Origin of the sequence: Enterobacter sp. RHBSTW-00175 (assembly GCF_013927005.1) — a bacterium.
Classification (GTDB): Bacteria; Pseudomonadota; Gammaproteobacteria; order Enterobacterales; family Enterobacteriaceae; genus Enterobacter.
In genome coordinates, this window is record NZ_CP055930.1 from 2,326,505 (window position 1) to 2,340,353 (window position 13,849).

General features: G+C 53.4%; 12 protein-coding genes. 8 read left to right on the forward strand and 4 right to left on the reverse strand.

The genetic code is table 11. The annotated features are described in order from the left end of the window. Positions 1 to 48 precede the first annotated feature (48 nt). A complete protein-coding gene (gene xylF / locus HV107_RS11015) occupies positions 49 to 1,041 on the reverse strand; it encodes a D-xylose ABC transporter substrate-binding protein (protein WP_014068414.1) in 993 nt (330 codons plus the stop codon). Positions 1,042 to 1,413: 372 nt separating this feature from the next. On the opposite strand from xylF, the gene xylA reads away from it, so the two are divergent. The 4 genes from xylA to HV107_RS11035 all read left to right on the forward strand — a co-directional run bounded on the left by xylA (position 1,414) and on the right by HV107_RS11035 (position 5,827). Beyond that, entirely contained in the window at positions 1,414 to 2,736 is a 1,323-nt protein-coding gene (gene xylA / locus HV107_RS11020) for a xylose isomerase (RefSeq protein ID WP_182063504.1), read from the forward strand. Positions 2,737 to 2,809: 73 nt separating this feature from the next. Beyond that, entirely contained in the window at positions 2,810 to 4,264 is a 1,455-nt protein-coding gene (gene xylB / locus HV107_RS11025; protein ID WP_182063505.1) for a xylulokinase, read from the forward strand. Between the two features lie 103 nt (positions 4,265 to 4,367). Further along, positions 4,368 to 4,907: an isochorismatase family protein gene (locus HV107_RS11030; RefSeq protein ID WP_182063220.1), complete on the forward strand. Its 540-nt coding sequence runs from the start codon at positions 4,368 to 4,370 to the stop codon at positions 4,905 to 4,907. Then, positions 4,907 to 5,827: a GlxA family transcriptional regulator gene (locus HV107_RS11035; RefSeq protein WP_182063221.1), complete on the forward strand. Its 921-nt coding sequence runs from the start codon at positions 4,907 to 4,909 to the stop codon at positions 5,825 to 5,827. Before HV107_RS11030 ends, HV107_RS11035 begins: the two co-directional genes overlap by 1 nt. Here the strand turns inward: HV107_RS11035 and HV107_RS11040 are convergent. After that, a complete protein-coding gene (locus HV107_RS11040) occupies positions 5,820 to 6,815 on the reverse strand; it encodes an acyltransferase (RefSeq protein ID WP_182063222.1) in 996 nt (331 codons plus the stop codon). The genes HV107_RS11035 and HV107_RS11040 overlap by 8 nt on opposite strands. Before the next feature lie 184 nt (positions 6,816 to 6,999). Here HV107_RS11040 and HV107_RS11045 point away from each other — a divergent pair, with 184 nt between their 5' ends. The 3 genes from HV107_RS11045 (at position 7,000) to glyS (ending at position 10,456) form a co-directional block, all read left to right on the forward strand. Continuing rightward, complete coding sequence (locus HV107_RS11045; protein WP_182063223.1) at positions 7,000 to 7,305, forward strand: YsaB family lipoprotein; 306 nt, start codon at positions 7,000 to 7,002, stop codon at positions 7,303 to 7,305. A 160-nt stretch (positions 7,306 to 7,465) separates the two neighbouring features. Beyond that, entirely contained in the window at positions 7,466 to 8,377 is a 912-nt protein-coding gene (gene glyQ / locus HV107_RS11050) for a glycine--tRNA ligase subunit alpha (RefSeq protein WP_003860141.1), read from the forward strand. A 9-nt stretch (positions 8,378 to 8,386) separates the two neighbouring features. Then, positions 8,387 to 10,456, forward strand: a complete 2,070-nt coding sequence (glyS, locus tag HV107_RS11055; RefSeq protein WP_182063224.1) for a glycine--tRNA ligase subunit beta — start codon at positions 8,387 to 8,389, stop codon at positions 10,454 to 10,456. 77 nt (positions 10,457 to 10,533) lie between these two features. Here the strand turns inward: glyS and HV107_RS11060 are convergent, their stop codons facing one another. Then, positions 10,534 to 10,971, reverse strand: a complete 438-nt coding sequence (locus HV107_RS11060; protein WP_182063225.1) for a hypothetical protein — start codon at positions 10,969 to 10,971, stop codon at positions 10,534 to 10,536. Between the two features lie 810 nt (positions 10,972 to 11,781). Here HV107_RS11060 and HV107_RS11065 point away from each other — a divergent pair. Further along, the gene (locus HV107_RS11065; protein ID WP_182063226.1) at positions 11,782 to 13,401 is read left to right on the forward strand and encodes an ABC-F family ATP-binding cassette domain-containing protein; all 1,620 of its coding nucleotides are present in this window, start codon (positions 11,782 to 11,784) and stop codon (positions 13,399 to 13,401) included. Between the two features lie 42 nt (positions 13,402 to 13,443). Here the strand turns inward: HV107_RS11065 and HV107_RS11070 are convergent, their stop codons facing one another. After that, positions 13,444 to 13,731: an HTH-type transcriptional regulator gene (locus HV107_RS11070; protein ID WP_182063227.1), complete on the reverse strand. Its 288-nt coding sequence runs from the start codon at positions 13,729 to 13,731 to the stop codon at positions 13,444 to 13,446. Positions 13,732 to 13,849: the final 118 nt, after the last annotated feature.

The following is a 13,849-nucleotide window of genomic DNA, read 5'->3' on the forward strand; positions in this document are numbered from 1 at the left end:
AGAACAGCACAAGTCGATGCGCCCCCGCAGGGCAGGGGCAGCGCTGGATTACAGTTCACTCTTTTTGTGGAAACCGTCTTTAATCACGGTGGCGTCAATGTTCTCTTTATTGACTTCAATTGGGGTGAGCAGGCGGGACGGAACATCTTTCAGGCCGTTGTTCAGGCTAGTGTCTGCTTTGGGTTGTTGGTTATTACCTAGCTCAACGGCAATTTCAGCCGCCGTGTTGGCGAGTTCGGTGATGGGTTTGTAGACGGTCATGGTTTGCGTGCCGGCGATAATACGTTTAACGCCCGCGAGATCGGCATCCTGACCTGAAATCGCGACTTTACCGGCAAGGCCCTGTGCACTGAGCGCCTGAATGGCACCGCCAGCTGTTGCATCATTGGACGCAACAACAGCGTCAATTTTGTTGTTATTGGCGGTTAAGGCGTTTTCCATAATTTTCAGCGCATTTTCTGGAAGCCAGCCATCTGCCCATTGATCGCCAACCACTTTAATCTTGCCATCATCAATATATGGCTTAAGCACTTTCATTTGTCCTTCACGGAACAGTTTGGCGTTGTTATCGACCGGCGAGCCGCCCATCAGGAAATAATTCCCCTGAGGCACTTTATCAACCAGACTTTTTGCCTGTAGTTCACCGACTTTTTCATTATCGAATGAAATATAAAAATCAATATCCGCATTATTAATCATGCGATCATAGGCTAAAACTTTTATACCTTCTTGTTTTGCTTCTTTAACCACGTTACTTAACACCTGGCCGTTATAGGGGATAATGACCAGAACATCTACACCACGGTTGATCATATTTTCGATCTGCGACATTTGTGTTTCTTCATTGCCGTTGGCCGACTGAACAAACACCTGGGCGCCAAGCGATTCCGCTTTTTTCACAAAAATATCGCGATCTTTTTGCCAGCGTTCAAGGCGCAAATCGTCAATAGCCATGCCGATTTTTACCTCTTTTGCATGACCAGCAAAGCTTGCAAGCAGGAGAGTAGTGCAGAGAGTAAGGGACAGGTTCTTTATCTTCATGATTATATGGCCTTTTTGTAGGTGATGTGCTGCTGAGATAAAAGAAACATTCACTGCTGTAGACGCAGCAAATTTTTAACGTGGAATGGCTGGCTGGCAATTACAGATTTTTATCTTCTCGTTATGATATTTGGTTTATTTCTAAATTTATGACCGCGATCTGATTTTAAAAGGCGTAACTTATTAATTACACGCAAATATGGAATAAGCGCCGAAAAAATAGTTTGCTTGCGCATTATTTTGCGAGCCAGCGCACAGTTGTGTATTCTCTCAATAGCAGTGTGAAATAACGTAATTGAGCAAGTGCGAATGTCTATTCACTATTACTCCAGTATCGACTACTCGCCGCATCCCTTGATTATGGAGCTCAATATGCAAGCTTATTTCGACCAACTCGATCGCGTTCGTTACGAAGGCCCGAAAACGTCCAATCCTTTAGCATTTCGTCACTACAACCCGGATGAGCTGGTGCTGGGTAAGCGCATGGAAGACCATTTGCGCTTTGCCGCCTGTTACTGGCACACCTTCTGCTGGAATGGCGCCGATATGTTCGGCGTGGGTTCCTTCGACCGCCCGTGGCAGCAACCCGGCGAGGCCATTGAGCTGGCGAAGCGTAAAGCGGATGTCGCGTTTGAATTCTTCCACAAGCTGAATGTGCCGTATTACTGCTTCCACGATGTGGATGTGTCACCGGAAGGTGCATCGCTGAAAGAGTATCTGAACAACTTTGCGCAAATGGTTGACGTGCTGGCGGCAAAACAGCAGCAAAGTGGCGTGAAACTGCTGTGGGGCACTGCAAACTGTTTCACTAACCCGCGTTATGGTGCCGGTGCGGCAACAAACCCAGATCCAGAAGTGTTCAGCTGGGCCGCCACCCAGGTGGTGACAGCAATGAACGCTACCCATCAGCTTGGTGGCGAAAACTATGTTCTCTGGGGTGGCCGCGAGGGATATGAAACCCTGCTGAACACCGATTTGCGCCAGGAACGTGAGCAGATTGGTCGCTTTATGCAGATGGTTGTCGAGCATAAACACAAAATCGGTTTCCATGGCACGCTGCTGATTGAGCCGAAACCGCAAGAGCCAACCAAACATCAGTACGATTATGACGTTGCCACCGTATACGGCTTCCTGAAGCAGTTTGGTCTGGAAAAAGAGATCAAAGTGAATATCGAAGCAAACCACGCCACGCTGGCGGGCCACTCTTTCCATCACGAAATCGCCTCTGCCATTGCGCTCGGCATCTTTGGTTCTGTTGATGCGAACCGTGGCGATGCACAGCTGGGCTGGGATACCGACCAGTTCCCGAACAGCGTGGAAGAAAATGCGCTGGTGATGTACGAAATCATCAAAGCGGGCGGCTTCACTACGGGTGGCCTGAACTTCGATGCCAAAGTGCGCCGTCAGAGTACTGACAAATATGACCTGTTCTACGGCCACATTGGCGCGATGGACACCATGGCGCTGGCGCTGAAAATCGCGGCACGTATGATTGAAGACGGTGAGCTGGATAAACGCGTGGCGAAGCGTTATAGCGGCTGGAACAGTGAGCTGGGCCAGCAAATTTTGAAAGGCCAGTTATCGCTTGCCGACATCGCGAAGTACGCTGAACAGCATCATCTGGCGCCGCAGCATCAAAGCGGACATCAGGAATTGCTGGAAAACCTGGTGAATCACTACCTGTTCGATAAGTAACAGCGAGCTGAAGACGTTCATGGGCCCGGTAAGCGTAACGCCACCGGGCATTTCTGTTAAAGGAGTCACCGCAATGTATATCGGGATCGATCTTGGCACATCGGGTGTGAAAGCCATCCTGCTCAGCGAGCAGGGCGAGGTGTTAGCAACACAGACTGAAAAGCTTCAGGTTTCACGCCCGCATCCGCTGTGGTCGGAACAGGACCCGGAGCAATGGTGGCAGGCGACGGATCGTGCAATGAAGGCACTGGGTGAGCAACACAGCTTACGTGATGTAAAAGCAGTCGGTATTGCCGGGCAAATGCATGGCGCAACTCTGCTTGATAGTGAGCACCGCGTGTTACGCCCGGCAATCCTCTGGAACGATGGCCGCTGCGGTGAAGAGTGCGCCATTCTTGAAGGCCGAGTACCCACATCCCGAGAGATAACGGGCAACCTGATGATGCCAGGCTTTACCGCACCAAAACTGCTCTGGGTGCAACGCCATGAGCCAGAGGTTTTCCGTCAGGTCGCCAAAGTGCTGCTGCCGAAAGATTACCTGCGTTTTCGCATGACGGGTGATTTCGCCAGTGATATGTCCGACGCGGCGGGCACCATGTGGCTTGATGTGGCTAAACGCGACTGGAGCGAGGCAATGCTCGATGCCTGTCATCTGACCCGCGATCATATGCCGGCGCTTTTCGAAGGCAGTGAGATCACGGGGATATTACAGCCCGGCGTAGCCAAAAGCTGGAACATGCCGGCCGTGCCGGTAGTTGCCGGTGGTGGCGATAATGCAGCTGGCGCTGTGGGTGTCGGGATGGTTGACGCGGGGCAGGCTATGCTCTCGCTGGGGACATCCGGCGTCTATTTTGCAGTTAGCGATGGTTATCGCAGCAACCCTGAAAATGCCGTGCACAGTTTCTGTCATGCCCTTCCGGGTAAGTGGCATCTGATGTCGGTGATGTTGAGTGCGGCATCCTGCCTTGACTGGGCGGCAAAACTGACCGGAATGGCAGATGTTCCGACGTTGATTGCGGCTGCGCAACAGGCGGATGAAAATGCGGGTACCGTCTGGTTTTTACCTTATCTTTCCGGCGAGCGTACGCCGCATAACAACCCTGAAGCCAAAGGCGTCTTTTTTGGGCTGACACATCAGCACGGCCCGGCAGAGTTGGCGCGTGCGGTGCTCGAAGGGGTAGGTTATGCACTGGCCGACGGGATGGATGTCGTACACGACTGCGGACTAAAACCCGGCAGTATCACCCTGATTGGCGGAGGCGCCCGGAGCAGCTACTGGCGACAGATGCTGTCTGATATCAGCGGGTTGCAGCTGGACTACCGGACAGGTGGCGATGTGGGCCCTGCGTTGGGGGCGGCGCGTCTGGCGCAGATTGCCCTGAACCCGAATACTCCGCTTGCACAGCTGTTACCGCAGCTTGCACTTGAACAGGCGCATGTGCCTGATGCTAAACGCCATTTACAGTACGCTGAAAGGCGCGATGTCTTCCGCAAAATCTACCAGCAACTGCTGCCGTTAATGTCATAAGAACGGTTGTCTGAAACAGGCATGAGGATGTCCTTTTTTGGTCTGTTCGTGCTCCCATTTCCTCGCCAGAATAAGGATACACCCACTGGCGAGGAGAACTATCATGTCACGTATTGCTTTACTCAATATCGATACCCAACAGTCTTTCCATCATCGGGATTACTGGCAGGAGAAGGATATTCCCGCTTTTCAGCAGGCGATGCTTGGGCTGATTGAAGGCTGCGAATCGCGCAATATTCCCGTTGTTGATATCTTTCATGTAGACGAGGAAGGCCCCTTCTCACTGCAAAGTGGCTCTGTCAAACCGATGGCTTTTTTACGTCATCATCCTGCTGTTGTATTCCAAAAACACGTCCACAATGCATTTACCGATACCGGCCTTGACCATTGGTTGCGAGAGCGCGATATCAACCAGTTGATCATCTGCGGCATTCGTACCGAGCAGTGCTGCGAAACAACCGCCCGGGTGGCCTCCGATCTGGGCTATGCTGTGACCTTTGTTAGCGAGGCAACGCTCACGTTTCCGATGACGCATAAGGGGATCACTCTCAGCGCAGACGAACTACGTCATCGCACCGAGACGGTGCTGGCCGGGCGATTTGCCGATATTAAAACTGTTGCGCAGGCGCTGGAGTCACTTTAATGAGCATCGACGTCTGGTTCGTCATGCTGCCAGGGGTGTTGTCATTAGACATGACCGGCCCGGCAGAAACCTTCGTGCTGGCAGGCGATGTATTTCGCCTGCATTACATCGGCCCGGAGCCAGAAGTACCAACGTCGATTGGCCTGACGATGGGGGGCATCCAGCCATTACCGGATACCCTGCCTGCGGGGAGTTTGCTGGTGCTGCCCGGCGTCAGTGACTCCCGCTATCAGTTTTCAACGCCGCAAGCGAAGCGTATTCAGAACTGGTTGATGCGCCTGCAACCGCAAATTCACCATCAGGACATCACTGTCATGTGCGTCTGTTCAGGGGCTCTGCTGGCGGCGAAATCCGGTTTGCTGAATGGCAGGCAGTGCACAACGCACCACGATGTTATCGAGCGTTTGCGCAGTGCCGCACCTACGGCGACGATCAAAGAGAATCGCATATTCGTTCAGGATGAGAGTATCTGGACCAGTGCCGGGATCACGTCGGGTATCGATCTGGCACTGCATATGATCAATCGTCTTTGCGGGCCGGAAAAGGCACTGGCGGTGGCGCGTGAGATGGTGGTCTGGTTCCGTCGCTCTGGCGACGACCCGCAGTTATCCCCCTGGTTACGCTATCGCAACCATCTTCACCCGGCCATCCATCGTGCGCAGGATGCGCTCACCGCAGAACCGCAAAAAGCGTGGAGCCTGCCGGATATCGCCGCGCTGGCGCACGTCAGCCCGCGTCATTTGACCCGACTTTTTCAGGTGCATTTAGGCATAAGTGTTCGGGATTACCTGGAACAATTGCGTCTTGCTGTGGCTGAGCAGTGGTTGTTGCAGGGGCGTGGCGTGGAGCACGCGTCCCTGGCGGCAGGGTTTTCCTCCCCGCGCCAGTATCATCGCGCCAGACAGCGTATCGTTAACTGACGAAGCGGCGAGTATCTATCTTCTGTAGCAGCATCGACAGCAACAAACTCACGCCCAGTGTGGCGGCAAAAATCCAGACAATATCCAGCAGCGGCCAGCTTTTCAGCTCAACGCCTCGGGTTCGCAGGGCGTGGATCACCAGCGCGTGAAACCCGTAAATCCCCAGAGAATGCCGCGAGATAAAGCCAAGCCAGGGAAGAGGACGAGCGTTCAGCGTATTCTTGACCAGCGTCAGCAGGGATACGGCACAGATAAAGACCATCGGCCCGCAGTACAGGTACCACGTATCAGCGAAGTTACCGCGCCATTGCAGTTCGTACAGCGTCCCGCGGGAAATAATTACCACGCCGATGATAAAAACGGCGGCGCATAACCCATTAAGCCCGCGCTTTTGCGTGTCCATCATGCCAATGGCGCGCCCCAACATGCCGTAGAGAATGTAGTAGAACGTATCGCCGCTGATATAGAGGTTAACTGGCAACCATTCAAATCCCCCTATTTTTTGCGACACCGTATTGGGGTTGGCCACTACGCCAATCACCACCATCAGCGCCAGTAGCATTTTTCCGCTCACATTTTTTACCTGAATCAGCGGAGAAACCAGATAGATAACGATAATCGCGAAGAAGAACCACAGATGGTAGAACACCGGTTTTTGCAGCAGATACTTGAATGAAAGCCCGGCGTTAATAGGGGTAAAGAGCGTGATATAGAGCAGCGCAATGGCGCTGTAAAACAGCAGGCATGATGCGATGCGCATGAAATGCTTTGGCTGCGCGCTTCGTTCGCCAAAAAAGAGAAAGCCGGAAATCATAAAGAACAGCGGCACGCTGACGCGGGACGCGGAGTTCAGAATATTGGCGATATCCCAGTTAACGTGGCTGATACTGTGGGCGTTAGTGACATACCAGGTGGTGGTATGGATCATCACCACCATCAGGCAGGCTATTCCTCGCAGGTTATCAATCCAGTTAATTTTTGACTGCATCAGTTCCTCTGTTTTCCTGTTAAAAAGAGTGTGACTGCCAATATGTGAAAGCCTCTCGTTGGAAAATTCTGAGTTTTATTATGCGGGCTTGTGTGCAAGCCGCGAGATTCGCAGAATGCCAAACCTTAATCTATAAAAGCTTTGATACTAAAAATAACAGCCACAGAGCGGGCCGGTAATAAAAATGATGATGAAGCGCGTTGTGTCACTCTTTCTGCTGCTTATGCTGGCAGGATGCAGTTCTTCGCAAGATGCCCCTGTGCAAAAAGCGCAGCAGGGTAAAATGAGCCCTGAACGCTCTCTGAATATGGAGCACCTGTGCAAGGATCAGGCTGCCCGCCGCTATAACACGGGCATGGATAAAATCGATGTCACTCGCTTTGAACGGTTTCAGGGCAGTTTCGAGATGCGGGGACATACCTCTCGTAAAGAGGGCTTTGTCTGCTCTTTTGACGCAGACGGCCAGTTTTTACACCTCTCCATGCGCTAACCTGTGCGCATAATCAGCCGCCAGACCGGGCAAGTCTTCTGGCTGAAAGGCTTATTTCCCAATTTTCCCTAAACAAACCCGTTTCGTACTGTATATCTTGCAGTCAGCGGGTATACTGATCCCTTCCATTAAAAACCACACGTATCCAGCACGACATACTATGCAAAAGTTTGATACCAAGACCTTCCAGGGCCTGATCCTGACCTTACAGGATTACTGGGCTCGTCAGGGCTGTACCATTGTTCAACCTTTGGACATGGAAGTAGGCGCAGGCACTTCACACCCGATGACCAGCTTACGCGCGTTGGGGCCAGAACCAATGGCGACGGCATATGTGCAGCCATCCCGCCGCCCTACCGATGGCCGTTACGGCGAAAACCCGAACCGTTTACAGCACTACTATCAGTTCCAGGTTGTGATTAAGCCATCACCGGATAACATTCAGGAGCTGTACCTCGGGTCACTGAAAGAGCTGGGTATGGATCCAACCATCCACGACATTCGTTTCGTGGAAGATAACTGGGAAAACCCAACGCTGGGTGCCTGGGGTCTGGGCTGGGAAGTGTGGCTGAACGGTATGGAAGTGACACAGTTCACTTACTTCCAGCAGGTTGGTGGTCTGGAATGTAAACCGATTACCGGTGAAATCACCTACGGTCTGGAACGTCTGGCTATGTACATTCAGGGCGTAGACAGCGTTTACGACCTGGTCTGGAGCGACGGCCCACTGGGTAAAACGACCTACGGTGACGTGTTCCATCAGAACGAAGTGGAGCAATCCACCTACAACTTCGAATACGCAGATGTGGACTTCCTGTTCACCTGCTTCGAGCAGTACGAGAAAGAAGCCCAGCAACTGCTGGCGCTGGAGACTCCGCTGCCGCTGCCTGCTTACGAGCGTATTCTGAAGGCCGCCCACAGCTTCAACCTGCTGGACGCCCGCAAGGCTATCTCCGTGACTGAACGTCAGCGCTACATTCTGCGAATTCGTACCCTGACCAAAGCCGTTGCAGAAGCTTACTATGCGTCCCGTGAAGCCCTTGGCTTCCCGATGTGCAACCGAAACAAATAAGAGGCGGCCATGTCTGAGAAAACTTTCCTGGTGGAAATCGGCACCGAAGAGCTGCCACCAAAAGCCCTGCGCAGCCTGGCTGAATCTTTTGCTGCGAACGTGACCGCCGAGCTGGATAACGCTGGCCTGGCGCACGGTAAAATTGAATGGTTTGCTGCACCGCGCCGCCTGGCGCTGAAAGTGGCAAATCTGGCGGCGTCTCAGCCCGATCGTGAAGTGGAAAAACGTGGCCCGGCGATTGCTCAGGCGTTCGACGCTGAAGGTAAACCAAGCAAGGCGGCAGAAGGCTGGGCGCGTGGTTGCGGTATCACCGTTGACCAGGCTGAACGCCTCACCACTGACAAAGGCGAGTGGCTGCTGTATCGCGCCCATGTAAAAGGCGAAAGTGCAGAAGCACTGCTGCCAGACATGATTGCGACTTCCCTGGCTAAACTGCCGATTCCAAAACTGATGCGCTGGGGCGCGTCTGACGTGCACTTCGTGCGTCCGGTTCACACCGTAACTCTGCTGCTGGGCGATACCGTTGTTCCTGCTACCATTCTGGGTGTGGCATCCGATCGCGTGATCCGCGGCCACCGCTTTATGGGCGAGCCGGAGTTCACCATCGATAACGCCGATCAGTATCCTCAGATCCTGCTGGAGCGCGGTAAAGTCATTGCTGACTACGAACTGCGTAAAGCGAAGATCAAAGCTGATGCAGAAGAAGCAGCGCGCAAGATTGGCGGTAACGCTGATCTGAGTGAAAGCCTGCTGGAAGAAGTCACCTCTCTGGTCGAGTGGCCAGTTGTGCTGACGGCGAAATTCGAAGAGAAGTTCCTGGCTGTTCCGGCGGAAGCGCTGGTGTACACCATGAAAGGTGACCAGAAGTACTTCCCGGTCTACGCCAACGACGGCAAACTGCTGCCAAACTTCATCTTCGTTGCGAACATCGAATCTAAAGATCCGATCCAGATTATTTCCGGTAACGAGAAAGTGGTGCGTCCACGTCTGGCGGATGCGGAGTTCTTCTTTAATACCGACCGCAAAAAACGCCTGGAAGACCACCTGCCGCGCCTGCAGACCGTACTGTTCCAGCAACAGCTGGGCACACTGCGTGACAAAACCGACCGTATTGCAGAGCTGTCCGGCTGGATCGCTCGTGAAATCGGTGCTGACGTGAACCACGCGACCCGCGCGGGCCTGCTGTCTAAATGCGACCTGATGACCAACATGGTGTTCGAATTTACCGACACCCAGGGCGTGATGGGGATGCACTATGCGCGTCACGATGGTGAAGCAGAAGATGTGGCCGTTGCCCTGAACGAGCAGTATCAGCCGCGCTTTGCGGGTGATGACCTGCCGTCTAACCCGGTGGCCTGCGCGGTAGCGATTGCCGACAAAATGGATACCCTGGCGGGTATCTTCGGCATCGGTCAGCATCCGAAAGGTGATAAAGACCCGTTTGCGCTGCGCCGTGCCGCACTGGGTGTGCTGCGTATCATCGTTGAGAAGAACCTGAACCTTGATCTGCAAACCCTGACCGAAGAAGCGGTTCGTCTGTACGGCGACAAGCTGACCAACGCGAAAGTGGTGGATGACGTTATCGACTTTATGCTCGGCCGTTTCCGCGCCTGGTATCAGGACGAAGGCTATACCGTCGACACCATTCAGGCGGTGCTGGCACGTCGTCCGACCCGTCCGGCGGACTTCGATGCGCGTATGAAGGCGGTATCTCACTTCCGTACTCTGGAAGCGGCATCTGCGCTGGCTGCGGCTAACAAACGTGTATCCAACATCCTGGCGAAATCCGACGAAACGCTGAACGAGCGTGTGAACGCTGCGACGCTGAAAGAGCCGGAAGAGATCGCCCTGGCGATGCAGGTTGTAGTGCTGCGTGACAAGCTGGAGCCGTTCTTCGCAGAAGGTCGTTATCAGGAAGCGCTGGTCGAACTGGCTGAACTGCGTGAAGTGATTGACGCCTTCTTCGAGAAAGTGATGGTGAACGTAGAAGATAAAGATCTGCGTATTAACCGTCTCTCTATGCTCGAAAAACTGCGTGAGCTGTTCCTGCGCGTGGCGGATATTTCGCTGCTCCAGTAACGTGCTGTTGCCCGGTAGTCGGGCCTGGAAATGCTAAAAACCCGCTTCGGCGGGTTTTTTTATGGCGCAAAGTTGTGTTAGCCGATTGCGATCATGCCTTCACTGGTTTTCAGCCAGCGTGGCGCTTTCAGCGTATCGGCAAAATAGCCGATCAGTTCGCACAGCAAATCCTCCAGCACGATTATTGTCTGTCGCGGCAGGGAACCGTTCATCAGCAATTGCGTGATCTCCTGGCAGTAACGTCCCAGTTGGTCACACTCAGGTTCGAAAGCCGGAAGGCGTGACGGAAGTTCTTCCACGGTCAGGCTTGCTTTTAAGTATTCCGGGACGGGTTCCAGAAGCGTGGGTTGCAGCAGATTCAGGCAGGCGGACAGTCGGCCGTACAGCGCCATTTTTTGTGCGGGTTCCTCGCAATCAATCAGGACATCGGTGAAGCGTTCGCAGTTATCTGCCAGTTCGGTGAAGGCGGTGGAGTGGTTGAAGGGAAGAGTGATTAAAGAGTCAGTCATAGCCATAATAATAACCTCAGTGAGTGGTATATCTTCCGCCACCGGAGGTTCCAGGCTCGCTGGTGGCGGAACCGGACAAGGTTGGAACGACTGGCCTCACTGACACCAGCGCGCTTTGCAGCGCCCCTGTCCGGCCCGCCATTGGGATGAAGCAGGCCGTACGACACAGAGCCTGTGTCGCCAGTGAAGTGAGTCAGGGTTCCAATCCCGGCACCTGATTTTGCAGGTGCGAAGAGAACTTACTGCTCATCAAAACAAGCGGCAACAGATTTGAGCTATGTCGCTGAGGATATTACCATTTCTGGAAAGAGGCTCGCAAAATTACCGCCTGTTCCACCCTTACCCTCTCCCAAAGGTCTGAGGGTTCCCAGGTAGTTTTTGTCGTTATTCAGCGATGACATTACGCTATTGAAATAAAAGGCTTACAGCGGCGCCATGGTCCCGAAAGCCGAAAGGAATAAGCTGAGGGTACCGCGAAGCGGCGATTTTCTTGCCGGGAGCCCGGGTCGCCAGGGTGGTGGCGGTGAGCCACCCTGGCACGTTCACCGGTAATGTGGTGACAGAGTAGCAAGGAACATAAAGTGAACGGAATGACCACCTGAGCTGTATGTTCCCCCTCATCCCAAAGGGGGATGGAATCTATCTTGCCCAAAAATTAACCTTGAAACGGTCAACAAATTACCGTTATCCTTATGCCGTTAACTTCCTCCCTCTGGAGCGCATCCCGAAAATGAACAAACACGACTGATGAATTTCGATCCTTGCTAAACGCGACCGCGTCGGCAGGGGATGTTTTGATTTCATTCAGGAGTGCTTATGGCTCATTTTGCGCAGCCCCCTTCTTTTATTTTGCATCAGGTCACCTGTCAGTTTGCGACGGGCGATACGCTTTTTGGTCCGCTGGATCTCTCTCTTGAGCCGTCACTGTGCGCACTGGTTGGCCGTAACGGCAGTGGTAAAACGCGCCTGCTGCGTCTGCTGGCCGGGTTTGATGAACCCGCGAGCGGGCATATCGAGCGTTTCGGCACGCACGCCTATATGGCGCAACAACATGATATTTCCCCACAGACTCTGCTTGCTGAATTGCTCGGGTATGACGACATTTTTGCAGCCCGCAAGCGTATCGAAAGCGGTGATTACCAGCCAGACTGTCTGGAAACACTCGACGGATACTGGGATTTAACGGAACGGCTGAGCGGGGCGTTTAGCCATGCGAAACTCCCGCCATTTGATCCTGATAAACCTGCCACAGAGCTTAGCGGTGGCGAACGTATTCGCGCTCTGTTGTGCGCAGCATTTACTGCCGGTGCAGATTATCTTCTGCTGGATGAACCCACCAACCATCTCGACAAGCAAGGCCGTGAGTGGTTTTACGAACAGCTTTCCCGCTATCAGGGGGGCGTGCTGGTGGCCTCTCATGACCGTGAACTCCTGGCGCAGGTTCCGCGTATTCTGGAACTGAGCGCGTCGGGTTTGCGTAGTTACGGCGGGAATTATGCTGATTACCAGCGTCAACGTGATGCCGAGCAGCAATCAGCCCGCGCAGCGTTTGAACATGCCACAACAGAACGTAAGCGTACACGTACGCGGATGAAAAAAGAGCATGACGACAGCCAGCGGCGTTCGGCAAAGACGCTGCGCACTGTCGACAGTCTTAATATCGCCTCGTTCGAGCGGATCAAATATAAAATGGCGGCGAAAGAGCGTATTGGATCGTGGCGAAAACAGCATAACGATCAAAATGATGCGCTGAATATTGCTGTCCACAAAGCGCGTGAACGGGTGGAAGACGATAACCCGGTGATGTTCACCCTGCCGGGAAGCCAGATTGCCGAAGGGAAACAGGTGCTGGTACTCGAGGATCTGGTGCTGGCGTATGTGGATATCCCGCCGACAAACTGGCGGATGGATGGCCCGATGCGCGTGGCGCTGCGTGGGCCAAACGGCTGTGGGAAATCGACACTCCTAAAGACCATACTTGGGGAAACATCACCGCACGCGGGCAGTTGCCGAGTGTCAGTAACCTGCGCTTATCTCGACCAACACCTGTCGCAGCTGGATCTTACGCTGTCGGTGATGGCGCATCTCAACCTGAGCAATACACCTCTGGAAGAAGGAGGGCTACGTACCCGTTTAGCCCAGCTTCAGCTCGGCGCAGATAAGGTCATGCTTCCGCTGGCGGAACTGAGCGGCGGCGAACGTCTGAAAGCCGCGCTGGCCTGTGTGCTCTGGCGAGAAGAGGCCACACAGCTTCTGCTACTTGATGAGCCGACCAACCATCTGGATTTGGCCTCCGTTCAGGCGATTGAAGCGGCTCTGGCGGCTTTCCCCGGCGCGTTGCTGGTGGTATCGCACGATGAAGCATTCCTGAACGGACTGAACCTGACGCATGAAATGGTGTGGCAGAAAGAGGGATGGCGCTGTGAGAGGCTTTAAAACACAAGCCCCCGCAAGGGCGGGGGCTGTCACAATCTGGTATTACGCTATCTGTTTGCTGAGTGCAGTGTTTGCCTGAATCAGGCGCATCAGCTTTATTTCGGTGGCTGTGGGTCTTTCACGTTTTGATTCCCACTCCAGCACCATTGCTACGCTGACACCCATTGCTCTGGCGAATTCATCAGTTTTCAGCCCTGTCCCTTTGCGCAATTGCTCATATTCTGTAAAGGGATTGGATTTTTGTTGCAGGGTAATCGTCTGCGGTACATCTTTAAAAACAATCTGTTCCAGGCTGCTCAGCAGCTCAAACTCAGGATCTTTATATTCCATTGAGAACTCCTCTTAAATCACACAGCGGGATCGTGAACATCAGAGAGCCAATTAAGAATAGTCCCTAAAACAGACGCATGATCACCAGGGTTGTGATTAATCGTGCGGTAGTCGGGGC